Origin of the sequence: Janthinobacterium sp. Mn2066 (genome assembly GCF_049319705.1) — a bacterium.
GTDB lineage: Bacteria > Pseudomonadota > Gammaproteobacteria > Burkholderiales > Burkholderiaceae_D > Janthinobacterium.
The window spans coordinates 228,968-253,164 of sequence record NZ_JBMOUF010000005.1 but is presented as its reverse complement, the minus strand read 5'-3'; the positions used below and the strand labels follow the sequence as shown (position 1 = coordinate 253,164).

The following is a 24,197-nucleotide window of genomic DNA, read 5'->3' as shown; positions in this document are numbered from 1 at the left end:
GTAAAATCGATTTTTCAGGATAATTATCCTGTTATTTCGATGAATATCATGCTACCCAACATCTCCAGCAAGCTGCTGCAGGCGTTTGTCGCCCTGGCCGACTGCCGCCACTTTACGCGCGCCGCCGAGCGCTGCCACCTGTCGCAATCGGCCTTCAGCGCCGTGATCCAGAAGCTGGAAACGGCGCTGGGCGCCAAACTGGTCGAACGCGACACGCGCAACGTGATGCTGACGGTGGAAGGCGAGATGTTTGTCGACGTGGCGCGCAGCCTGGTGGCGGACATGCAGGCCGCTTTCGGCAACCTGAGCGACTATGTGGCGCGGCGCAAGGGGCGCGTGTCCATCGCCGCCCTGCCCTCGCTGGCCGCGCATGGCCTGCCGGCCGTCATCGCCGAGTACCGCGCCAGCTATCCGGGCATCGAGGTACGGCTGCACGACGCGCTGTCGGACCAGTGCCTGAACCTGCTCAGGCAGGGCAAGGTGGACCTGGCCATCACGGCGCCCAACGCCAGGCTGGCCGAATTTGACACGCGCCCCCTGTGCAGCGATCCGTTTTACCTGGTGTGCCGGCCCGACCATGCGCTGGCCAGGAAAGACCATCTGGCACTGGCGGACCTGGCCGGCTGCGAGTTGATCCACCTGGCCAAGTCGACCAGCGTGCGCCAGCACGTGGAGCTGCTCACGCAAGGCATCGCCGTGCGCGACAGCGGGCTGGAAGTGGAGCACCTGGCCACCGTGGCCGGCCTGATCGAACATGGGCTGGGCGTGGCCCTGGTGCCGGCGCTGACCCTGTTCCAGTTCCGCAAGCCGAACCTGGTCGCCGTGCCGCTGGCGCCTGGCCAGCCCGAGCGCCCTATCCTGCTGGCCGTGCCGCGCAGCCTGTCGATCGCCGCGCAGGGCATGCTGGCCCTGATCGAGCTGCGCCTGGGTAGTGATACTGTTCGTCAGGCCGCGCCATAACCGCCGCCGCCCGGCGTCTCGATCACGAACACGTCGCCCGGCTGCATCTGCGTCTTGCCGATATGCGGCAGGCGCTCGATGGTGCCATCGGCACGTTCCACCGTGTTGCGCCCCAGCGCGCCCGGCTCGCCGCCCTCCATGCCGAACGGTGGAATGATGCGGTTATTCGACAGGATGGCGGCCGTCATCGCCTGCAAAAAGCGCACCCGGCGCACGCCGCCCTGGCCGCCCTGCCAGCGTCCCGCGCCGCCCGAACCGGCGCGTATCGCGTAGCTGTCCAGGCGCACGGGAAAGCGCCATTCGAGGATTTCCGGATCCGTCAGCCGCGAATTGGTCATGTTCGTCTGCACCACGTCCGTGCCATCGAAGCCGGGACCGGCGCCGGAACCGCCCGAGATGGTTTCATAGTACTGGTGCTGCGCATTGCCGAACGTGAAATTGTTCATCGTGCCCTGCGATGCGGCCATCGCCCCCAGCGCGCCATACAGGGCGTTGGTGATGCAGGTCGAGGTTTCCACATTGCCCGATACGACGGAGGCCGGATACTGCGGATTGAGCATGGAGCCGGGCGGAATGATCACCGTCAAGGGCTTCAGGCAACCGGCGTTGAGCGGAATATCGTCGTCCACCAGGGTGCGGAAGACATACAGCACGGCCGCCATGCAGACGGCTGACGGCGCGTTGAAATTGTTCGGCAGCTGGCTGGACGTGCCCGTGAAGTCGATGGTGGCGCTGCGCGTGGCGGCATCGACCCTGATCGCCACCCTGATCTGCGCGCCGTTATCGAGGTCCAGCACATAATCTCCATCGCGCAGGGTGCCGATCACGCGGCGCACGGCTTCTTCCGCGTTGTCCTGCACGTGGCCCATATAGGCTTGCACGACATCCAGGCCGAAGTGCGCCACCATCTTGTGCAGTTCCTCGGCGCCTTTCTGGTTGGCCGCCACCTGGGCGCGCAGGTCGGCCAGGTTTTGCCGGGGATTGCGGGCCGGGTAGCGGGCGCCGGCCAGCAAGGCCAGCGTTTCGCTTTCCAATAACAGGCCCGTGCCGCCATCGACCAGCTTGAAATTGTCGATCAACACGCCCTCTTGCTCGATATGCGTGGAATCGGGCGGCATCGAGCCTGGCGTGGTGCCGCCGATATCGGCATGGTGGCCGCGTGACCCCACGTAAAACAGGATGGACTCGCCTGCTGCATCGAACACGGGCGAAATCACCGTCACGTCGGGCAGGTGCGTGCCGCCGTGGTAGGGGTCATTCAGCATGAATACATCGCCGGGCCGCATGCTGCCGCTATTGCGCGTCATGACGGTGCGGATGCTCTCGCCCATGGACCCCAGGTGCACGGGCATGTGCGGCGCGTTGGCGATCAGGTTTCCATCTGCGTCGAAGATGGCGCAGCTGAAGTCCAGCCGCTCCTTGATGTTGACGGAATGGGCCGTGTTTTGCAGGCGCAGGCCCATCTGCTCGGCGATCGACATGAACAGATTATTGAAAATTTCCAGCATCACGGGATCGGCGTTCGTGCCTATCGCGCGCCGTTCGGGCAGCGCCTCCACCCTGCGCAAGATCAAGTGGCCATGCGGAGTGACCGAGGCGGACCAGCCAGGCTCGATCACGGTGGTGGCGTTGGCGTCCGTGACGATGGCCGGACCGGCTATCTGGTCGCCAGGGCGCAGCGCATCGAATGCATACAGGCCGCTGTCGCACCACTGGCCGGCACAATACATGGCCACCGTTTCAAGCGGGGCCAAGCCGCCAGCGCGGGCCGCATACGATGGCGTCACGACTTCAGGCGCGTCCGAGGCGCCGATGGCTTCCACCGAAATCGCCTCGACGATCAGCGCCCGCGTGGGCATCAAGAACGAAAAGCGCTTTTTATAGGCGGCCTCGAACTGCGACTGCATGCCGGACTGCGTATCGAACAGCACGATGAGCGGCGAATCGGTGCCTTCGTAGCGCAGGTGCACGCGCCGTATCAGGGAAATGCGCTCGGCGGCCACGCCCTGCTGCAGCAAATCCGTGCGCGCCTGTGCGCCCAGTGTGTCGAACTCGCCATGCAAGTCCACGCCCAGCCTGACTTCGATGGCCCGCTCGCGCATGGCGCTCTGGTCGGCCAGGCCCATGCCGTAAGCGGACATCACGCCGGCCAGCGTGTGAATAAATACCGTGCGCATGCCCAGCGCATCGGCCACCAGGCAGGCGTGCTGGCCACCCGCGCCGCCAAAGCTGGTCAGCGCGTAATCGCTGACATCGTGGCCGCGCTGCACGGAAATCTGCTTGATGGCGTTGGCCATATTCCCGACCGCAATCGCAATATAGCCTTCGGCCACCTGCTCCGGCGTGCTGCCCACGGTGCGCGCCAGCGCTTCGAACTGCACCCGCACGGTAGCGGCATCGAGGGGTTCATTGGCGTCCGGGCCGAACACGCGGGGAAAGTGCGAGGGCTGCAGCTTGCCCAGCATGACATTGCAGTCGGTGACGGCCAGCGGCCCGCCGCGCCGGTAGCTGGCGGGGCCGGGATTGGCGCCTGCGCTATCGGGCCCCACGCGGTAGCGGGCGCCGTCAAAATGCAAAATCGAGCCGCCGCCGGCAGCCACCGTGTGGATGCTCATCATGGGCGCGCGCATGCGCACGCCAGCAATCTGCGTCTCGAATACGCGCTCGAACTCTCCCGCATAATGCGATACGTCGGTCGACGTGCCGCCCATGTCGAAGCCGATCACCCTGTCGAAACCGGCCAGCTGGCTGGCGCGCACCATGCCGACGATGCCGCCGGCCGGACCGGACAAGATGCTGTCCTTGCCCTGGAAGCTGCGCGCATCGGTCAGGCCGCCATTCGACTGCATGAATTGCAGGTGCACGCCGGGCAGTTCCTGCGCCAGCTGGTCCACATAGCGGCGCAGTATCGGCGACAGATAGGCGTCGACCACGGTCGTATCGCCACGCGCCACCAGCTTCATCATCGGGCTGACCTCGTGCGACACGGACACCTGCGTAAAACCGGCCTGGCGCGCCAGTTCGGCCACCCTGGCCTCATGCGCGGGATAGCGGTAGCCATGCATGAAAACGATGGCGATCGAGCGCAATCCGCGCGCATGGGCCTGCGCCAATGCCGCCTGCGCGGCCGCCTCGTCGAGCAGCATCACTACTTCGCCATGGGCGCCCATGCGTTCATCGATCTCGATCACCTCGCCATACAGCAGTTCGGGCAGCACGATATGGCGCGCAAACAGCTGCGGGCGGTTCTGGTAGGCGATGCGCAGGGCGTCGCGGAAACCGCGCGTGATGGCCAGCACGGTCGGTTCGCCCTTGCGCTCCAGCAGCGCATTGGTAGCGACCGTGGTGCCCATCTTGATCGCGCCCAGGCTGTCTACGGGCAGCGGCGCCTCGGGCGCCAGCTGCATCAGATGGCGCATGCCGGCCAGCGCCGCATCGCGGTACTGGCCCGGATTTTCCGACAGCAGCTTGCAGGTCGCCAGGCTGCCATCAGGACGGCAGGCCACGATATCGGTAAACGTGCCGCCCCGGTCGATCCAGAATTGCCATTCCATCGCCCTGCCCTCCAACTGTGTGAGATGGCTATTGTAATGGTGATTCCGCGCAGGGTTTAAGCTGGACTTCAGCGGTGCGCCCTTGCCATTCATATGGATAGACCTTATGTTGAATGGATACTGACCAATGGGAGACGCCATGACTTTACCTGCGACCGACACCACCGCCCCCCTGTACTCCATCGCCGACATCCGCGCCATCGAACTGGCGGCCGCTGCCACCCTGCCCGAAGGCGCATTGATGCAGCGCGCCGGCCAGGCGGCGGCCACCGCCGCCCTGAAACTGCTCAATCAGGCACCAGGCGATGGCGCCGGTCACCGGCGCGTGCTGGTGCTGGCCGGCCCGGGCAACAATGGCGGCGACGCTTTCGAGGTGGCGGCCCACCTGGCCGGCAGCGGTATCGAAGTGCTGGTATGGACGGCGCCCGAGGCGCAAGCCACCTCGCCTGAACGCGAACAGGCGCTGGCCCGCGCCCGCAACAGCGCGGCGCGCTTCCTCAGCGCCGACACCGGCATGGCCTCGGTGGCGGTCGGTGCGGCGCCGTGGAACCTGGTGATCGATGGCCTGTTCGGCATCGGCGCTTCCCGGCCCCTGAACGACGCCTGCCGCGACGTGGCGCAACTGGTCAACCAGCTCGATTGCCCGGTACTGGCGCTCGACGTGCCCAGCGGCCTGCATGCGGACACGGGCGCCATCGATGGCGTGGCCATCCGCGCCAGCCACACCATCACCTTCATCGGCGACAAGCCGGGCTTGCACACGGCCGATGGTCTCGATCATGCGGGCAGCGTGGAGATAGCCGCGCTGGCGATCGATCCGGCGCTGCTGCCGCCAGCCAAAGCACAGTTGAATGACTTGCAGCTGTTCCACAAGCAGCTGCAGCCGCGCCGCCAGAATACGCACAAGGGCAGCTTTGGCAACCTGGCCGTGATCGGCGGCGCGCCGGGCATGGCGGGCGCGCCCATCCTGTCGGCCCGCACGGCGCTGCACGCCGGCGCAGGCAGGGTCTACGTGGCGTTCACCGGCACGCCGCCCACCTACGACAGCGGCCAGCCCGAGCTGATGTGCCGGCCGGCGGCAGACCTCGATTTTTCGGGTTTTAATTACTCGGCGCTGGTGGCCGGCCCCGGCCTGGGCGACAGCCTCGATGCGGTGGAACTGCTGCAGCGGGCCATCGACAGCGACAGCCCCTTGCTGCTGGACGCCGATGCATTGAACCTGATGACGGCCGAACCGGAACTGCAATCGGCGCTGGCCACGCGGGCCGGCGCCACCATCTTGACGCCGCATCCGCTGGAAGCGGCCCGTTTGCTCGACATGACGGTGGCCCAGGTACAAAACGACCGCCTGGCAGCCGCGCGCCAGCTGGCCGCCCAGCTGGGCGTGATCGTCGTCTTGAAAGGCGCAGGCACGGTAGTGGCCAGCCAGGATGGCAAGGTGGTGATCAACACCACGGGCGGCCCGGCCCTGGCCACGGCTGGCACGGGCGATGTATTGTCGGGCCTGTGCGGCAGCCTGCTGGCGCAAGGCTGGCCCGAATGGGAAGCGGCCATCGGCGCCGTCTGGCTGCACGGCGCCGCTGCCGACGCGCTGGTGGCCGCCGGCAGCGGGCCTATCGGCTTGACCGCCGGTGAATTGATACCGGCGATCCGCAAGCTGATTAATGGCTTGGCGGCCTAGACCAAACGGCCCGCTGCAATGGTGATCGTCCGTCCGCAGCGGGCCGCGATCGAAGTGTCGTGCGTGACCAGCACCAGGGTCGAACCCCGTTCGCGGTTCAGCTCAAACATCAGCTGGATCACGGCCTCGCCGGTGGCCGCGTCCAGGCTGCCGGTAGGTTCATCGGCGAACAGCAGCGGCGGTTCGGTAACAAAGGCGCGCGCCAGGGCCACGCGCTGCTGCTCGCCGCCGGACAGGTATTTCGGATAATGCTTTAAACGGCTGCCCAGGTTGACCCGGCCCAGCATCGCTTGCGCCTTTTCCCTGGCATCGGGATCGCCGCGCAATTCCAGCGGCAGCATGACGTTTTCCAGCGCCGTCAGATGGGTCAGCAACTGGAAGGACTGGAACACGAAACCCAGCTTTTCCTTGCGAAAGCCGGCGCGGCCATCTTCATCGAGTGCGAAGATGTCGGTGCCATCGAGGATGACCTTGCCTTCGGTGGGCGTGTCCAGGCCGGCCAGCAAGCCGAGCAAGGTTGATTTGCCGGAACCGGAAGCGCCGACGATGGCCAGCGTCTCGGCCGTTTGCACGGTAAAATCAACGTGATGCAGGATGGTCAGCTCGCCATCGGCATCGGGTACGCGCTTGGCCAGGTTGCGCACTTCAATCGCTAACTGGCCGCTTTGGCCCGTCGTGGGCGTCGCCTTGTGGGCTGACGCGGCGTCGGGAAGAAAATTGGTGGAAGTCGCTTTAGGGAATTCGGGCATGCTGATCTATCTTAAAAAAATTCGTGAACAAATAAGCGCTCAAAAAACAGAGGCTGAAAAAATCAGTGGTGAAACAGTCAGCCGCACGCGGCGACGCACCCTGTCCTTGCTTCCTGCGGCAGCCCTGCTGATGGCAGCAGGCATGGCCAACGCCTATTCTGCACCAAAAACGCTGCTGGTGCTCGGCGATAGCCTGTCGGCCGAGTATGGCCTGGCGCGTGGCACGGGCTGGGTAGCCCTGCTGGAACAGCGCCTGAAAACGCAAAACAATACCACGCAAGTCGTCAACGCCAGCATCAGCGGCGAAACCACCAGCGGCGGCCGCGCGCGCCTGCCTGCACTGCTGGCCAGGCATCACCCGGACGTGGTGCTGATCGAACTGGGCGCCAACGACGGCTTGCGCGGCTTGCCCGTGGCCGCCGCCGAAGCGAATTTGCGCGCCATGGGCGAGGCAGTAAAACAAGCCGGTGCGCAGGTAGTGCTGGTCGGCATGCGCATGCCGCCCAACTATGGCCGCGACTATGCCGATAAATTCTCTGCCCTGTATGCCAGGCTGGGCAAGGAATGGAAAGCGCCGCTGGTGCCCTTCATGTTCGCCGGCGTGCCCGACCAGCCCCAATTCTTCCAGGCAGACCGCATGCACCCGACCGCCATCGCCCACCCTACCATCCTCAACAATATCTGGCCGCAGCTGGCGCCGTTGTTGAAGGCGAAATAGACTTTTACCCCGAACCAGTATCCAGGGCCTGACCGCAACTCTACATCCCTGGGTAAACACAGTTTGCCAGCGTAACAACCATGCAAACAAAAAAAATAGCCGCTCGAGAGCGGCTATTTTCATGGCGGGAAACTATTGATTACGGTGCTTCCGGGGCCTGGGCTGGGATGGCGATCGGTTTCACGATCTTGACCTTGGCCTTGGTTTTCAGGTATTCGACGTAATCAAACATTTCCTGTTGCGACAGGATGTTGCCGATCTGGTCTTTCTCTTGCTGGCGGCGCGCTTCATCGGCTTCGGCTGGCTGCTGCACCTTGCCGATGCGGTAGATGCCGTAGCCCATGGCTGGCAAATCCACACCCACGTAGGCTGGCAGCTTGCTGGTGTCGGCCTTCATCACTTGCGCGATGGCTGCGCGGTTGATGCCGTCCAGCTTGCTGCGCGATACCCATTGCGCGGCGCCGAAACCGGTCGCATCACCCGAGGTTTTCAGGGCGGCCAGTTTGGTCTCGCCGTCTTTCTTCGCCAGTTTTTCCGCTTCTTCCATGGTGACGCGCTGACGGATCATCGCGTCGACTTCAGCCAGCGGACGCTTGGCGGCAGCCTGGAACTCGACGATACGGCCCGATACCAGGGTATTTGGCGCCACTTCCACGGCTTCCGTATTGCGCTTGTCTTTCAGCGAATCGTTCGAGAACAAGGCCTTCAGGAATTTCGCATTGTTGTACGGCGCTGCGCCCAGTGCCGGCGATGGCGTCATGCCAACGCTGGCAACGGTTTCCACTTTCAGCTTCAGCTTGTCGGCCACTGGCTTCAGGCTGTCCGACTGGCTGTACACCAGGTCGGTGAACTGTTCAGCCAGTTCCGAGAATTTCTTCGCAGCAAACTGCTTGCGCAGATCAGCGGTGATCTGGCCCTTGACTTCGTCCAGCGTTTGCACGTGCTCAGGCTTGTCCGAGGTCACGGTCAGGATATGGTAGCCATAGTCCGACGCCACCACATCGCTGATCTCGCCTTGCTTGAGCTTGATGACTGCGTCCTGCAGCGGTTTCGGCAAACCATCTTTACCGACCACGCCCAGGTCACCGCCCTGTTCAGCCGAAGCTGGATCTTGCGATTTGGCTTTGGCAATAGCCGCAAACTCGGCGGGCGTCTTGCGCACTTCGGCCAGGATGGCCTCAGCCTTGGCCTTGGCGGCTGCCTTGTCGGCGGCGCTGGCGTCTTTCTTCACGGTGATCAGGATGTGGCTGGCGCGACGCTCTTCCGGCGTGGTGTAGGCCTTCTGGTTTTTCGCGTAATAGCTGGACACATCGGCATCGCTGACCTCGACCTGATCGCTGACGGAAGCGGCGTCGAGCACGGCGTATTCGATCTTCGCGTGGGCCGGGATTTCAAACTGCTTGCCGTTCTTGTCGTAGAAAGCCTTGACCATCTCGTCCGTCACCTTGACTTGCGACACGTACTGGGCGATTGGCAACAGCAGCTCCTGCACTTCACGCTCTTGCGAGGTGATGTCCGACAGGCGCTTGCTGACGGCGTTCGGCACGAAGGCGCTGCCTTGCACGGCGCCAGCCAGTTGCTGCAGGGCCAGATCGCTGCGGCGGCGCGCATCGTACTGTTGCGGCGTCATGCCTTGGGCGGCCAGCATCTGCTTGTAGCGCTCCAGGTCGAATGTACCGTCCGGCAAGGTCAAGCCTGGGATTTCCAGCACTTCCTTTTGCAGCACGGCATCGCTGATGACCAGGTGGCTGCGGCCAACTTCAGCGGCCACGGCGCGCTCGGCGATCAGGTTGTCGAGGATGCTCTTGCGCGCTTCCGGCGTGTCGAACATCTTCTGGTCAAACTGCTCGCCCATCATCTGGCGGTAGCGGTCGATCTGCTGGCGTTGCGCTTCTTCATATTGCTGCTGCGTGATGACCTGGTCGCCGACCTTGGCGATGGTGTTCGCGCCGTCGCCGAAGCTTTGGTAGCCACTGATACCGACCAGTGCGAAAGACGGGACGATGATCAGCATCAGGAGAAACTGCATCAAGCGTCGATGGGTACGAATAAATTCAAACATGGTCAGCCAATTCGGGATGAGTGGATCACTATAAAAAAAGGCGAACATGCGTTCGCCTTGATTTCTTCGGCGGAATGGACGGGACAGATGTCCACTTCCCCTTTAAATTCAACAACTTGGCGCTGGAACTAAAGCAGGATTCTGACGCCCAAGCCATTACCTCCTGATTCTACAATGCCCATAGCGCTATAGCAAGGGTAAATCAGGCCGTGCGCCCTGCCCGGGAACGCAGCCGAGGCTGCCGCAACAGGCCTGGCGACAACTGCCATTGAATATGGACAAACTTAAAGGCGATTTAAAAACTTGCCGGTTCTTTATTCAAAACACTGTGCAAAATATTTAAAAGGCAAACATAAAACATAATCGGCGGGATAAAACAAAAAACCCGCCTGACTTTACAGTCAGGCGGGTTTTCATATTCTGGCGGAGCGGACGGGACTCGAACCCGCGACCCCCGACGTGACAGGCCGGTATTCTAACCAACTGAACTACCACTCCTAAAGAGCGTATTTTTTGGCGGAGCGGACGGGACTCGAACCCGCGACCTCCGACGTGACAGGCCGGCATTCTAACCAACTGAACTACCACTCCGTAAAAATACACTTGCTACTGCATTTGTATTCAAGGCGATTCACTGCAACGCAATTAACAACCCTGAATTTGCAGCACCCGAAGATGCTGCCAAATGTTTTCGGCGATTGTCACCTCGCCGAAGTCCGTTAGTTTACTGCATCCTTCAAAGCTTTACCAGCTTTAAATTTCGGAACTTTTGCAGCTTCGATGGTGATCGCTTCCTTGGTGCGTGGATTGCGGCCGGTGCGTTCTGCACGTTCGCTTACCGAGAAGGTACCGAAACCAACCAGCGTGACGCTGTCGTTGTTTTTCAAAGTTTCCGTTACGCCGCCGATAACAGCGTCGAGTGCGCGCGCAGCGGCGGCTTTGGAAATGTCAGCTTTTTCAGCAATGTGGTCGATCAATTCAGTCTTGTTCACTAGCATCCCCAATTACAAAGGTATAAAACGTTACCGTATCCTTGCGGCACTTTTGGCACCACAGCTATCCGGCGAAAAAAATGTGCAGCCGTATTAAACAAGCCACACTGTATATGTGTCAAGCGCTTTGGGGGCGCAATTCACGTTTCAATATAAAACAAGCGCTCTAAAAGCGCTTGTTTGGGGAAAACAACGGTAAAACGTTAGTGTTTTACCACCTCACCCGCAGCATCCGGCTTGGCGGCAGCCGCCGTCACCGCTTCCACGGCAGCGACTTCCGCCAGCGGTTCAGGCAAGCGTTCCAGGGCAATTTCCAGCACTTTATCGATCCAGCGCACCGGCACGATCTCGAGCTTGTTCTTGACGTTGTCCGGAATATCGGCCAGGTCTTTCACGTTTTGCTCTGGAATCAGCACCGTCTTGATACCGCCGCGGTGGGCCGCCAGCAGCTTCTCTTTCAAGCCACCGATCGGCAACACTTCGCCGCGCAAGGTGATCTCGCCCGTCATCGCCACATCGGCGCGCACGGGGATGCCCGTGAAGACCGACACCATCGCCACCGTCATGGCCGCACCTGCCGAAGGACCGTCCTTCGGTGTCGCGCCTTCCGGCACGTGGATGTGGATATCGCTCTTCTCGAACACGTCGGCCTTGATGCCCAGGCGCTGGGCCCGGCTGCGCACCACGGTGCGGGCCGCTTCGATCGATTCCTTCATCACGTCGCCCAGGGTGCCGGTGCGGATCACGCCGCCCTTGCCCGGCATCGACACGGCTTCGATGGTCAGCAAGTCGCCGCCCACTTCGGTCCAGGCCAGGCCGACCACTTGACCCACCTGGTTTTCCTTCTCGGCGACACCGAAATCATAGCGGCGCACACCGAGGAATTTATCCAGGTTCTTCGAGTTGACGATGACTTTTTTGTCGGACTTTTTCAGCAGCAGCATCTTGACCACCTTGCGGCAGATTTTCGACACTTCACGTTCCAGCGAGCGCACGCCGGCTTCCCGCGTGTAGTAGCGGATGATGTCGCGCAGCGCCGATTCGGCCACCGAAATTTCCTCTTCCTTCAGACCATTGTTCTTGATCTGTTTCGGCAACAGATAACGTTGCGCGATGCTGGTTTTCTCGTCTTCCGTGTAACCGGACAGACGGATCACTTCCATGCGGTCGAGCAAGGCTGGCGGAATATTGTACGAGTTCGAGGTCGCCACGAACATCACGTCCGACAAGTCGAAATCGACTTCGATGTAATGGTCGGAGAACGTGTGGTTCTGTTCCGGGTCAAGCACTTCCAGCAGCGCCGACGAAGGGTCGCCACGGAAATCGGCGCCCATCTTGTCGACTTCATCGAGCAGGAACAGAGGATTGCGCACGCCGACTTTCGACAGCGATTGCAGGATCTTGCCCGGCATCGAGCCGATGTAGGTACGACGATGGCCGCGGATCTCGGCTTCGTCGCGCACGCCGCCCAAGGCCATGCGCACGAACTTGCGGTTGGTGGCGCGGGCGATCGACTGCCCCAGCGACGTCTTGCCCACGCCTGGCGGACCGACGAAGCACAGGATAGGCGCTTTCAGCTTGTCGACGCGCTGTTGCACCGCGAGGTATTCCAGGATGCGTTCCTTGACCTTGTCGAGGCCGTAGTGGTCGCCTTCGAGCACTTTTTCGGCATTCGACAGATCGTTATTGACCTTGGATTTCTTTTTCCAAGGCAAGTTGACCAGGGTGTCGATATAGTTGCGCACCACCGTCGCTTCGGCCGACATCGGCGACATCAGCTTGAGCTTTTTCAACTCGTTGGTGGCTTTGTCGAGCGCTTCCTTCGGCATCTTGGCCGAAGCGACTTTTTTCTCCAGCTCGTCGAGGTCGGCGCCATCTTCGCCCTCGCCCAGTTCTTTCTGGATCGCCTTGACTTGCTCGTTCAGGTAGTACTCGCGCTGCGATTTTTCCATCTGGCGCTTGACACGGCCACGGATGCGTTTTTCCACTTGCAGGATGTCGAGCTCGCCTTCGAGCTGGCCCAGCAGGTGTTCGAGGCGCTTGGCCACGCTGAAAATTTCCAGGATGACTTGTTTTTGCTCAAGCTTCAGCGGCAAATGGGCCGCCACCGTGTCGGCCAGGCGGCCGGCATCATCGATACCGGACAACGACGCCAGGATCTCGGGCGGGATTTTTTTGTTCAGTTTGACGTACTGGTCGAACTGCTGCACGATCGCGCGGCGCATCGCTTCGACTTCCGACTCGTCGCCCGGCTCGGATTCGAGCGGCGTCAGGTCGGCGATAAAATGCGTAGGCGCATCGCTGATGTGGTTGATACGGGCACGCTGGGCGCCTTCGACCAGCACCTTGACGGTGCCATCGGGCAGCTTCAGCATTTGCAGAATATTGGCGACGCAGCCAATTTCATAGATATCCGAAGGCGATGGTTCGTCCTTCGCGGCTGCTTTTTGAGCGGCAAGCATGATGCTCTTGCCCTGCTCCATCGCAGCTTCAAGCGCCTTGATCGACTTTGGACGGCCAACGAACAGCGGTATCACCATATGCGGGAAAACGACGACATCCCGCAACGGCAATAACGGCAGTTGAGTTTGCTCAGTTAATTTGGAAGTTGTCATGGCGTACCTTATAGAAAGCGTGTTTACGATGTTGGCGCTCGCTGCCAAAACACAAGACCGGCGAGAATAAATAATTCCGTGAAAAAAGATCAAGCTTGATTATCAAGCTCGGGCATCAAGCCCGCTTATCAAGCTCTTTTCACAAGAAACACACCCGCATGACTCTCAGGGTCAGACTTTGTAATAAAAAAGCCACACGCAGCGAAATGCGGCGAGTGGCTTTTCGATTGAAGCCTGCACTGATTGATTTAAATTGTACTGCCATGCTTTAAGGAATCAAAATCCTTTTTACGCATTTAGTGCGGCAACACTCAATTTTCTCCGGAGGCCTTGGCAGTCTCTTGATAAATCAACAAAGGTTTGGCGCCGCTGGTGATGGTATTTTCGTCAATCACGACTTTCACCACATTTTGTTCGCTCGGCAATTCGTACATGACGTCCAGCAAAGCGTGTTCCAGGATGGAACGCAGGCCACGTGCGCCCGTCTTGCGCGCCAGGGCTTTCTTGGCGATCGCATGCAGCGCAGCCGGACGAATCTCCAGTTCCGCGCCTTCCATGTCCAGCAGCTTCGAATACTGCTTGATCAGCGCATTCTTCGGCTCGACCAGGATCTGGATCAGCGCCTCTTCCGTCAATTCCGCCAGGGTGGCGATCACCGGCAGGCGGCCGACCAGTTCCGGAATCAGGCCGAACTTGACCAGGTCTTCCGGTTCCGCATCCAGCAGCAGCTCGCTCGAGGAACGCTGCGATTTGCTGCGCACGTTGGCCGAGAAACCGATGCCGCTCTTTTCGGAACGGTTGGCGATCACCTTGGACAGGCCGTCGAAGGCGCCGCCGCAGATGAACATGATGTTGGTGGTGTCGATCTGCACGAAATCCTGGTTAGGATGCTTGCGGCCGCCTTGTGGCGGTACCGACGCCATGGTGCCTTCGATTAGCTTCAGCAAGGCTTGCTGCACGCCTTCGCCGGACACGTCGCGCGTGATCGACGGATTGTCGGACTTGCGCGAAATCTTGTCGATTTCATCGATGTAGACGATGCCGCGCTGGGCTTTTTCCACATCGTAGTTGCAGCTTTGCAGCAACTTCTGAATGATGTTTTCCACGTCCTCACCCACGTAACCGGCTTCGGTCAGGGTAGTCGCGTCGGCGATCACGAACGGCACGTTGAGCATGCGCGCCAGGGTCTGGGCCAGCAGGGTCTTGCCCGAGCCGGTAGGACCGACCAGCAAGATGTTGCTCTTCGCCAGTTCGATGTCGTCTTTCTTGCCCAGGTGCTTGAGGCGTTTGTAATGGTTGTACACGGCCACCGACAGGATGCGCTTGGCAGTCTGTTGGCCGATCACGTACTGATCCAGCAAGGCGGCAATTTCTTGCGGCGTCGGCAGATCGGACTTGGTGCCGCCGGTCACCGTCTCGATGCTCGACGTTTCATCGCGGATGATGTCGTTGCACAGGTCGATGCACTCATCGCAAATGAACACGGACGGGCCGGCGATGAGTTTTTTCACCTCGTGCTGGCTTTTGCCGCAGAACGAGCAATACAGTAATTTTTCGCCGCTAGAGGATTTTTTGTCTGACATAAGGCATTATGGTTGGAACTGCATTAACAATATTGCAAAATCGCTGACCGGGTCGCACCGCCCGCAAGGGCAGTCGCCATGGTGCATGCAACTTGCACAAGCTCCATGCTACCCGAAATAAAAGCGAAACGCCCGAACGTTTGAGCGCCCGGGCGTTTACTTACGTACTTAGCAATACCGGTAGGGGCACATCAAGCGCGGCTGGTCAACACTTTGTCGATCAGGCCATACTCGACAGCCTCGTCGGCGGACATGAAACGGTCGCGGTCGGTGTCCTTGGCGATCTGTTCGATCGACTGGCCCGTGCGCTCGGCCATGATGCCGTTCAAGCGGGTGCGCAAGTACAGGATTTCCCTGGCCTGGATTTCGATGTCCGAGGCCATGCCTTGCGAACCACCGGAGGGCTGGTGAATCATGATGCGCGAGTTAGGCAGCGAGAAACGCTTGCCCTTGGCGCCAGCGGCCAGCAGGAAAGCGCCCATCGAGGCGGCCATGCCCGTGCACAGGGTCGAGACGTCCGGCTTGATGAACTGCATCGTGTCGTAGATGGCCATGCCGGCCGAAACCGAACCACCTGGCGAGTTGATGTAGAGCGAGATTTCCTTTTCCGGATTTTCGCTTTCCAGGAACAGCAGCTGGGCGACCACCAGGTTGGCCATCTGGTCATTGACCGGGCCAACCATGAAAATCAAGCGTTCCTTGAGCAGGCGCGAGTAAATATCATACGAGCGCTCGCCGCGACCGCTTTGTTCCACCACCATCGGCACCAGGCCGAGCATCTCTGTGTCCAGCGCCGGATTACGGTTCATACCTGTCATTTCATTTCCTTGTGAAGCAGTTAGCGGATACGGCCCCTGCCTTGCGGCGGGACAGTATCCGGAGACCAACTGGTTTACGCTTGTGCGTTGCTTCCCATCAATTCGTCAAAAGCAACTGCTTTCGACGTTACTTTCGACAGGCCCAACACGTAAGTGACGACGTTTTCTTCCAATACAAGGGCTTCGATCTCACCCAGGCGGCGACGGTCGCTGTAGTAGTACTTCAGCACTTCGCGTGGGTCTTCGTAGCTTTGGGCGAAATCTTCGATTTGTGCCTTGACCTGTTCTGGCGTTGCTTGCAGGTTGTTGTCACCCACCAGTTGCGACAGGATCAGGCCCAGGCGTACGCGACGCTCGGCTTTTTCTGCGAACAGTTCAGCTGGGAAAGGCACGTCCTTGACGTTCATGCCGCGCTGCGCCATGTCTTGACGGGTCATTTCAGCCAGGCGCTCGGAATCCTGAGCGATCAGGGTTTTTGGCACTTCCAGCTCAGCAACTTTGATCAGCGCGTCCATGACGGCTTCCTTGTTGCGTGCTTTCACGCGGCCAGCAACTTCGCGTTGCAGGTTGACTTTGATGTCTTCGCGCATTTTGGCCAGGTCGCCATCGGCAACGCCCAGGGATTTGGCGAATTCGGCATCGACTTCCGGCAGGTGCGCCCATTCCAGTTTTTGCAGGGTGATGGTGAACGAGGCGGTTTTACCGGCCACGTCCTTGCCATGGTAGTCTTCTGGGAATGCCAGTGGGAAAGTCTTAGCTTCGCCCACTTTCAGGCCGACGGTTGCTGCTTCGAATTCTGGCAGCATGCGGCCTTCGCCCAACACGAAAGCATAGCCGTCAGCTTTGCCGCCTGGGAATTCAACGCCGTCGATCGAACCGACGAAGTCCACGGTCACGCGGTCGCCGTTGGCGGCAACTGCCTCGCCGCCGTCGCCGTGTTCGCCAGCTTCGCCTTTGGTGTGGAAGTGCACGCGCTGTTTGCGCAGGATGTCGATGGTTTTGTCGATTTCAGCTTCCGACACTTCCGCTTGCACGGTTTCCAGTTCAACGGTGGTCAGGTCGCCGATGGCAACTTCTGGGTACACTTCGAAGGTAGCGTCGAATGCCAGCTGGCCTTCGGCTGCTTCTTCTTTCGGCACGATGTTAGGGAAACCGGCGACGCGCAGGTTGTTTTCGTTGGCGGCGTCGTTGAATGCGCGGCCGACTTTGTCATTCAGCACTTCGGATTCGATTTGGTAGCCGTATTGTGCTGCGACCATTTTCAACGGCACTTTACCCGGACGGAAGCCAGGTGCCTTAGCCGTACGGGCTTGCACTTTCAGGCGCTTCTCAACTTCCGTGCGGACGTCCGTCAGCGGGAAGGAGATCGTGATACGACGTTCGAGTTTGCCCAGGGTTTCGACTGCAGTTGCCATGTAAAAAATCGTCCAAAAAAATAATCATGTTGGTGCGAGAAAAGAAGACCCGACCCCTTGCGCCATCACTGGCACAAGACACGGGTCCAGCTTCACTCGCTCGCATATTCATCTGTAACGCACTGAAGACAGGATGCTGGACCTGGTCTACCCGGCCTGGGCAAAGCGCCCGCCAGGCACCAAACAATCCGCTGACTTCAATACTGCAACAGGGCTCCGAGCGTTCAGCCTTGCTTTCAGGGTAAATCGCAGGGCTGAGCATCATTCGGTAAAGCGTGGCATTATAACAAAGGACTTCGGAAAAGTGGCTGGCTTTGGGCCCCGCCACAGACGCTGCCAGCGCTCGCGCACTGGCTTGCACTGGCTTGAACCGGGCGTCACAGCGGGCGATGACCCGGCCTTGACGCTGGCTCATCACTTTTTCCTGCATTCTTTGTTGCGCCAGAAACAGGCCTTCCAGCCTGCTTCGTCTATTAGTATATGCGATCTGCCGCCGCGTCCCAAACAAAGAAATGCTGCCATAGCGAAGTTTTCAGTGAAAAAACCTTTGATTTACCTCAATTCAGCCATTTTTCATCCAAACCTACGCCAGATACACCCCTCCAACCGTATTTAAAGGAGGGTACATCATGGCAAACATTCATTCCGACATCCATACCAACAATGCCAAAGCCAAGCTGCATATGGTGCTGGGGCGCTTGCTGGACGGCGTTTCCGACGACGACCTGGAGAAAATCCAGACCGAGGTCGATGAAACGGAGGCACTTGCGGCTGGCGGCGGCCATCACGACCACGACCATCCGACGATCGAATAAGCACCCATGGGCAATACCGCACCGCCACGCGCACCGCCACAGGCAGGAGAATTGCTGCATGCTGCGGAAACGGCGCTGGTGCAGCATCGCGCCTTTGGCGATAGCCGGTATATCCGCGGCCAACTGGCCGTGACGTACCGGCGCCGCCTGCGCAAGCTCGGCGCAGCCATGCCGGCCGCGCAGCAGCTGGCCGCCTTGCTTGATGCGGACGCGCAAGATGCCGGCAAAAGCGGCAGTGCCACGCGCCAGCAGCAGTTTATCGGCGATATCGTGCTGCGCTGCGCCATCCAGCACGCCATGCGGCAAGTGATCAAGGGCGATACCTACGGCTTGCCGCTGACCGAGTGCGCCGCGCTGTTCGACGCGGCCAGTGCGCACTGGCGTGCCGGCTTGCCGGGCGGACCGCTGACGGCCGGCATGCCGGCGGCAACACGTTTGCACGACAGCATCAATACGCAGGTATGGCAGCAGGAAGAAGGCCCACTCACACGGCATGCACTGCCGCCCTACCCCGCTGCCTTCCTGGCCGTCATCGAACACAACTATGGCGCGCCGCTGGCCACGCCCACCCAGGACGACATGGCCATGCTGCGACAAGGGTGGAATTTACTGGACAGCCTGCTGCCCCGCCTCGCGCACAGCGCCCTTGAGCACGTACAACTGGTGGCCCTGTACGCCCCGGAAGGCAGCTGGCGCGGCAAGGCGTCGAGTTCGCAATTCCGCGTCAATGGCTGCATCTTCCTGAACCGCGGCCTGATCGGCAACCCCTGGTGGCTGGCCGAACACCTGCTGCATGAAGCGCTGCACCAGAAACTGTACGATTTCCGCCATGGCCACAGCCTGCTCGGACCCGGCTACGAACGTGAAGACGCGCCGGCCGTCTGTTCGCTGTGGAATGCGCCTGACGACATGCGCTCCAATTACTGGGATGCCCACCGCACCCTGGCTGCCTTCCATGTATATGTGCAATTGGCCCTGCTCTGCCTGCTGGCGGAACAGCGCGAAGACGCACTGGCGCCCCGCTACGGCCCCATCTCTTCGCGCATGAGCGGCAGCCGGCGCGCCATCGACCGCGCGCGCTACCTGGGTGAACAGCTGCACGCCGTGACGTGGCCGGAACTGGGCCTGGCCGGCAGGCAAATGACGGACTGGCTGGTGGATGTACTCGATGTGCTGGACGTGCAGCCGCGCCCTGCCGGCGCCAGCCTGCACTTGCTGCTGGACCTGTACCAGCGCCAGAGCCGCAAGCTCGAGGTTTTCCTGTCCAAGGGCGCGCCAAGCGAAAGCCCGCTGATCGAACAACAAGCGAAAGCAGAAGCACAAGCTGCGCTAGCCGCCCTGCAGGCAGGCGGTCACGCGCAGGCACTGGAAACCTTGCAGGCACAACTCCAGGCCGGCAACGCTGCCGACTGGCCGCACACGCGCCGTATCGTGCTGCAAGCATTGAACAACATGGAAGATAGCGCAGGCAATGCAGCCAGCGAGATCGGGAAAGAGATGATACGGGAAATGGTGCAGCAATCGAGCCGGCAACTGGCGGCCCTAGGTGCATTGGGCTGAATCACCCAGGGGTTTTCTGTTATTCAGGCAATGACCGCCTGAATGGTGCGGATGGGGAGACTCGAACTCCCAAGCCGAAGCACTGGCTTCTAAGACCAGCGTGTCTACCAATTCCACCACATCCGCATATTGACAACTTGCGTCACCTGCTACTGTAACACCGCCGCCAATTTTAACAACTTGAGAGCGTTCTGGCTAGGTGCGCCATCGAAGTGCGCCAACCTGCCCAAGCAAAGGCGGCATTCTACTGGATTCCCCAGAGAAATGCCGTCTTTTTTTAATACATAAGCATCAAGTTCAAACCTCCGCACCGTCCTTCGCCAGCGCCACCGGTTTTTTCACCCTGAACCAGGCCGCATACAGGGCCGGCAGGAACAGCAAGGTCAATGCCGTTGCGAGTATCAAGCCGCCCATGATCGCCACCGCCATGGGCCCCCAGAAAACAGAGCGCGACAAGGGGATCATCGCCAGCGCCGCAGCGGCGGCTGTCAGCACGATGGGCCGGCAGCGGCGCACGGCCGAATCGATGATCGCGTCCCACGGCGCTGAGCCATCCTTGATGTCTTGCTCGATCTGGTCGATCAGGATCACCGAGTTGCGGATGATCATGCCGAACAGCGCGATGATGCCCAGGTTGGCCACGAAGCCCAGCGGACGATGCAGCAGCAACAAGGCAAATGCCGCACCCGCCACGCCCAACGGCCCCGTCAGGAACACCAGCATGGCGCGCGAGAAACTATGCAATTGCAGCATCAGCAAGGTGAAGATGATGAAGATTGCCAGCGGCAAGTTCGCCGCAATCGATGCTTCCGCCTTGCCGCTGTCGGCCTCCACACCCTTCAATATGATGTGATAACCGGCCGGCAGCTTGCTGCGCAAGGCATCCATCTGGGGCTTCAGTTGCGTCGAGACCGTCGCGCCCTGGATGCCATCGATCACATCCGACTGCACCGTAATCGCCCAGGCACGGCGGTCGCGCCAGACCACGCCCGGCTCCCATACAAAATGCACGCGGGCAATTTGCGAAATCGGCACCGACTTGCCGGTGGAAGTGGGAATATTCGTGTCATACAGCACGGAAATCGTGGCCCGCTCTTCCAACGGCTGGCGCACCTGGATATCGATCAGCTTGTTATCTTCACGGAATTGCCCGATCACCGTGCCCGACAGGATGGTATTGGCGACCTGCATCACGGTTTTCGAGGTGATGCCCAGTGCGCGCATCTTGTCCTGGTCCAGGTCCAGGCGCAAGACTTTCACCGATTCATTCCAGTTATCGTTGACGCCCACGGTATTCGGGTTGCCGCGCATGACTTCCTTGACCTGGTCGGCAATCGTCCGCACTTGCGCCACATCGGTGCCCGTCACGCGAAATTGCACGGGATACGGCACTGGCGGGCCGTTCGGCAAGAGCTTGACCCTGCCCCGCACTTCCGGGAAATCGTGCTTGAAGACCTCGACGATTTTTTGACGCAGGATTTCACGCTGGGCCAGGCTTTTCGGCAAGACCACGATTTGCGACACGTTGGTCTGCGGGAAGATCTGATCGAGCGGCAAGTAGAAACGGGGACTGCCCGTGCCCACATAGCTGGTCACGCTTTCCACGCCATCGAGCTTGCTGACAAATGCTTCGAACTTTTTCACCTGCGCTTCATTGGCGGCAAAGGTCGTGCCCTCGGGCGACCACATTTCCACCATCAGTTCGGGCCGGCTGGAGTCGGGGAAAAATTGCTTCTCGATAAAATTGAAGCCATAAATACCGAGCGCAAAGATCGCCAGGGTGGCGGCGATGGTGGTCTTGCGCCACTCCACGCACCAGGTGACGGCACGGCGGAAACGGCGGAAGTTGGGCGTATCGAACAGTTCATGGTCATTATTCGCATGTGGCTTGACCTTCAGCAATACGTAACCGATATAGGGCGTGAAGACCACGGCCACCAGCCAGGAAATGATCAGCGCCAGCGCATTGACGGAAAACAGCGAAAACGTGTATTCGCCGGCCGTCGACTTGGCCAGGCCGATCGGCAGGAAACCCGCCACCGTGATCAGGGTGCCCGTCAGCATGGGCATGGCGGTCGAGGTGTAGGCAAACGTGGCCGCATCGAAACGCGAAAAACCTTCTTCCATCTTGCGCACCATCATTTCGACGGCGATGATGGCGTCATCGACCAGCAAGCCCAGCGCGATGATCAGGGCGCCCAGCGAAATCTTGTGCAGATCGATGTCGAGCATGTGCATGAACAGGAAAGTGACGGCCAGCACCAGCGGTATCGTCAGGGCCACCACCAGGCCGGGGCGCACATCGATGCGCAGGGGCTTGGTGTGCAAGCCCAGCGCCACGAAACTGACGGCCAGCACGATCAGGATCGCTTCGATCAGGGTGTGCAAGAATTCGCCCACCGAAGCGGACACGGCTTCCGGCTGGTTCGACACGCGCTGCAATTCTATGCCGACCGGCAACTGGCTCTTCATGTGCGTCACCGTTGCCTGCAAGGCCTTGCCCATCTCGATGATATTGCCGCCCTTTTCCATCGACACGCCCAGGCCGATCACTTCCTTGCCATTGAAACGCATCTTGTCCTTGGGCGGATCGGTGAATTCACGCTTGACGGTGGCAAAGTCGCCCAGGCGGAAGGTGGTGCCATTGGCGCGCAGCTCCATGTTTTCCAGGTCGTGCAGCTTGACCATGGCGCCCGTCACCCGCACTTGCAGATTGTCCGTCGGCGTGACCAGCACGCCGGTGGAATTGATCGTGTTTTGCGCGCTCAGCTGCTGCACGATGGCGTCGAACGGGATGCCCAGCTGGGCAAACTTCTTGTGCGAAAAGACGATGTTGATTTTTTCATCTTGCACGCCGAACAGCGCCACCTTCGATACTTGCCCTACGGACAGCAACTCCTGCCGCACCCGGTCCGCATAATCCTTCATTTCCGCATACGTAAAACCGTCGCCCGACAAGGCGAAGATGGAACCGTAGGTATCGCCAAACTCGTCATTGAAGAAAGGGCCGATCACGCCAGACGGCAAGGTGCCCTGGATATCGCCGATCTTCTTGCGCACCTGATACCAGGCGGCAGCGGTTTCCTTTGGCGGCGCCGATTCGCGCAGTTGCAGCAGGATCAAGGTTTCACCGGGCTTGGAATAACTGGTGATGTCATTGATGTACGGCGTTTCCTGCAGCTTCTGTTCCAGCTTGTCGGTCACCTGATCGGCCATCTGCAGCGCCGTGGCGCCTGGCCAGTACGCTTGCAAGACCATCGCGCGGAAGGTAAATGGCGGATCTTCATCCTGGCCCAGGTTGGCATAACTGAGCATGCCGCCGATCAGCAGCACGGCCATCAGGTAGCGCGTCAGCGGGATATGCTCGAGCGCCCAGCGCGAGAGATTGAAACCGCCCTTCATTTGGCCGCTCCGGCAGAGGCCGGGACTGCTGACCCGGCCATGGGCGCCAGGCCCGTGCCGAGGATGCTGACTTTCTGGCCAGGTTTCAACAGATTGGCGCCGGCCGTCACCACGGTCTGGCCCGCCTTCACGCCCGAAGTCAGCAACAAATCATTGCCGGCCACGCCGCCCACCGTCACGGCGACGCGCTGCACGGCGCCGTTTTCCACTACCCAGACGGAACTTTGCGATTTTTCATTGAACAGCGCCGTCAGCGGCACCCGGATTTGCGGCGTCGCCGTTTGCGAAGCGAACTGCACCACGGCCGTCATGCCCAGGCGCGCCTGCGGCACGTCCGGTATCGTCACCTTGGCCAGGTAGGTGCGCGTGGCGGCATCGGCCACCGGTGAAATTTCACGGATCCTGCCAGCCAGCGCCTGGCTCGGGTCGGCCCACAGGCGCACCACCACATCCTTGACGCCGCGCATGGTTTCAACCTTGTCTTCAGGCAAACCAATGGCGATTTCCTTGTCGCCGCTCCTGGCCACTTGCACCACGGGCGTGCCGGCCGCCACCACCTGCCCTGCTTCCGCATCGATGCGCGTCACCACGCCATCGACGTCGGCCAGCAGGCTGGCATAGCCGGACTGGTTGGCCTGGCCCCGATAAGCCGCCTGGGCCGCATCCACAGTCGACTGGGCCGCCTTGTACGTGGCGTCCTTGCTGTCAAGCACGGTCTGGCTGACGAAGTTTTTCTCGCGCAAGTCCTGATAACGCTTCAGTTCGGCGCGCGCCAGGTCGCGATTGGTTTCCGCGCTGGCCAGCGAAGCCTTGGCTTGCGCCTGCGACAATTGCAAATCCTGCGGGTCCAGTTGCATCAGCACCTGGCCGCGCCTGACCACCGTGCCCACGTCCACCTTGCGCGCCACGATCTTGCCGCCCACGCGAAAACCCAGCTGCGACACCACGCGCGGCACCACTTCGCCCGGGAACTCTGCGTTCACATCGACATTGCTGCTAGATAAGACCATTGCCCGTACGGGACGCACGTCATCGATTTTTGGAGCAGGCTTGGAACAGGCGGACAAGGTGGCAGCCAAGACCAGCGCCAGGGCGGCGCCAGCCAAGGGACGCAGGGTAAAAAATACGGGCGCGCCAGTCTCGGGGCGCAGGGTTTTCAGGGCAAACAAGGTAATTTCCTTTACTATGCGGGCTGTAGATTTTTTATGTCAGGAAACTTTTTGCTTGCCGGATGGGTAGCGCCAAACTTTTCCTTACCAATAATCTTAAATTT

16 protein-coding genes and 3 tRNA genes are annotated in these 24,197 nt (G+C 60.5%); 6 read left to right on the top strand and 13 right to left on the bottom strand.

The window, feature by feature from the left end:
• The first annotated feature begins 48 nt into the window (after nucleotides 1–48).
• A complete protein-coding gene (locus ACL9RI_RS11665) occupies nucleotides 49–960 on the top strand; it encodes a LysR family transcriptional regulator (RefSeq protein WP_422726733.1) in 912 nt (303 codons plus the stop codon).
• On the opposite strand, the gene ACL9RI_RS11660 is transcribed toward ACL9RI_RS11665, so the two are convergent.
• The gene (locus ACL9RI_RS11660; RefSeq protein WP_422726732.1) at nucleotides 945–4,514 is read right to left on the bottom strand and encodes a hydantoinase B/oxoprolinase family protein; all 3,570 of its coding nucleotides are present in this window, start codon (nucleotides 4,512–4,514) and stop codon (nucleotides 945–947) included. The two genes, ACL9RI_RS11665 and ACL9RI_RS11660, sit on opposite strands and share 16 nt — an antisense overlap.
• 139 nt (nucleotides 4,515–4,653) lie before the next feature.
• Here ACL9RI_RS11660 and ACL9RI_RS11655 point away from each other — a divergent pair, with 139 nt between their 5' ends.
• A complete protein-coding gene (locus ACL9RI_RS11655; protein WP_422726731.1) occupies nucleotides 4,654–6,195 on the top strand; it encodes an NAD(P)H-hydrate dehydratase in 1,542 nt (513 codons plus the stop codon).
• Here ACL9RI_RS11655 and ACL9RI_RS11650 read toward each other — a convergent pair.
• On the bottom strand, nucleotides 6,192–6,944 hold the full coding sequence (locus tag ACL9RI_RS11650; protein WP_422726730.1) for an ABC transporter ATP-binding protein: 753 nt from the start codon (nucleotides 6,942–6,944) through the stop codon (nucleotides 6,192–6,194). The genes ACL9RI_RS11655 and ACL9RI_RS11650 overlap by 4 nt on opposite strands.
• Nucleotides 6,945–7,086: 142 nt before the next feature.
• Here ACL9RI_RS11650 and ACL9RI_RS11645 point away from each other — a divergent pair, with 142 nt between their 5' ends.
• Nucleotides 7,087–7,662, top strand: a complete 576-nt coding sequence (locus ACL9RI_RS11645) for an arylesterase (RefSeq protein ID WP_422726729.1) — start codon at nucleotides 7,087–7,089, stop codon at nucleotides 7,660–7,662.
• 139 nt (nucleotides 7,663–7,801) lie between these two features.
• Here ACL9RI_RS11645 and ACL9RI_RS11640 read toward each other — a convergent pair whose 3' ends face one another.
• The 8 genes from ACL9RI_RS11640 to tig form a co-directional block, all read right to left on the bottom strand.
• Complete coding sequence (locus ACL9RI_RS11640) at nucleotides 7,802–9,724, bottom strand: SurA N-terminal domain-containing protein (protein ID WP_422726728.1); 1,923 nt, start codon at nucleotides 9,722–9,724, stop codon at nucleotides 7,802–7,804.
• 421 nt (nucleotides 9,725–10,145) lie between these two features.
• A tRNA-Asp gene (locus ACL9RI_RS11635) sits at nucleotides 10,146–10,222 on the bottom strand.
• 16 nt (nucleotides 10,223–10,238) lie between these two features.
• A tRNA-Asp gene (locus ACL9RI_RS11630) sits at nucleotides 10,239–10,315 on the bottom strand.
• A 128-nt stretch (nucleotides 10,316–10,443) separates the two neighbouring features.
• Complete coding sequence (locus ACL9RI_RS11625) at nucleotides 10,444–10,716, bottom strand: HU family DNA-binding protein (protein ID WP_010398442.1); 273 nt, start codon at nucleotides 10,714–10,716, stop codon at nucleotides 10,444–10,446.
• Nucleotides 10,717–10,919: 203 nt separating this feature from the next.
• Nucleotides 10,920–13,331, bottom strand: a complete 2,412-nt coding sequence (lon, locus tag ACL9RI_RS11620) for an endopeptidase La (RefSeq protein WP_183678980.1) — start codon at nucleotides 13,329–13,331, stop codon at nucleotides 10,920–10,922.
• A 311-nt stretch (nucleotides 13,332–13,642) separates the two neighbouring features.
• The gene (gene clpX / locus ACL9RI_RS11615; RefSeq protein ID WP_183744111.1) at nucleotides 13,643–14,914 is read right to left on the bottom strand and encodes an ATP-dependent Clp protease ATP-binding subunit ClpX; all 1,272 of its coding nucleotides are present in this window, start codon (nucleotides 14,912–14,914) and stop codon (nucleotides 13,643–13,645) included.
• 191 nt (nucleotides 14,915–15,105) lie between these two features.
• The gene (gene clpP, locus ACL9RI_RS11610) at nucleotides 15,106–15,723 is read right to left on the bottom strand and encodes an ATP-dependent Clp endopeptidase proteolytic subunit ClpP (protein ID WP_373629889.1); all 618 of its coding nucleotides are present in this window, start codon (nucleotides 15,721–15,723) and stop codon (nucleotides 15,106–15,108) included.
• An 83-nt stretch (nucleotides 15,724–15,806) separates the two neighbouring features.
• On the bottom strand, nucleotides 15,807–17,147 hold the full coding sequence (tig, locus tag ACL9RI_RS11605; RefSeq protein WP_422726727.1) for a trigger factor: 1,341 nt from the start codon (nucleotides 17,145–17,147) through the stop codon (nucleotides 15,807–15,809).
• A 133-nt stretch (nucleotides 17,148–17,280) separates the two neighbouring features.
• Here tig and ACL9RI_RS11600 point away from each other — a divergent pair, with 133 nt between their 5' ends.
• The 3 genes from ACL9RI_RS11600 to ACL9RI_RS11590 are packed head-to-tail and all read left to right on the top strand — an operon-like array spanning nucleotide 17,281 to nucleotide 19,522.
• A complete protein-coding gene (locus tag ACL9RI_RS11600; protein ID WP_422726726.1) occupies nucleotides 17,281–17,763 on the top strand; it encodes a hypothetical protein in 483 nt (160 codons plus the stop codon).
• A 13-nt stretch (nucleotides 17,764–17,776) separates the two neighbouring features.
• A complete protein-coding gene (locus ACL9RI_RS11595) occupies nucleotides 17,777–17,962 on the top strand; it encodes a hypothetical protein (protein WP_422726725.1) in 186 nt (61 codons plus the stop codon).
• Nucleotides 17,963–17,968: 6 nt separating this feature from the next.
• Nucleotides 17,969–19,522, top strand: a complete 1,554-nt coding sequence (locus tag ACL9RI_RS11590) for an aKG-HExxH-type peptide beta-hydroxylase (RefSeq protein ID WP_422726724.1) — start codon at nucleotides 17,969–17,971, stop codon at nucleotides 19,520–19,522.
• 43 nt (nucleotides 19,523–19,565) lie between these two features.
• Here ACL9RI_RS11590 and ACL9RI_RS11585 read toward each other — a convergent pair.
• From ACL9RI_RS11585 to ACL9RI_RS11575, 3 genes are all read right to left on the bottom strand, one after another.
• A tRNA-Leu gene (locus ACL9RI_RS11585) sits at nucleotides 19,566–19,648 on the bottom strand.
• A gap of 171 nt (nucleotides 19,649–19,819) precedes the next feature.
• Entirely contained in the window at nucleotides 19,820–22,924 is a 3,105-nt protein-coding gene (locus ACL9RI_RS11580; protein ID WP_422726723.1) for an efflux RND transporter permease subunit, read from the bottom strand.
• On the bottom strand, nucleotides 22,921–24,093 hold the full coding sequence (locus tag ACL9RI_RS11575) for an efflux RND transporter periplasmic adaptor subunit (protein WP_422726722.1): 1,173 nt from the start codon (nucleotides 24,091–24,093) through the stop codon (nucleotides 22,921–22,923). The genes ACL9RI_RS11580 and ACL9RI_RS11575 overlap by 4 nt, the downstream gene beginning before the upstream one ends.
• Between the last annotated feature and the right edge of the window lie 104 nt (nucleotides 24,094–24,197).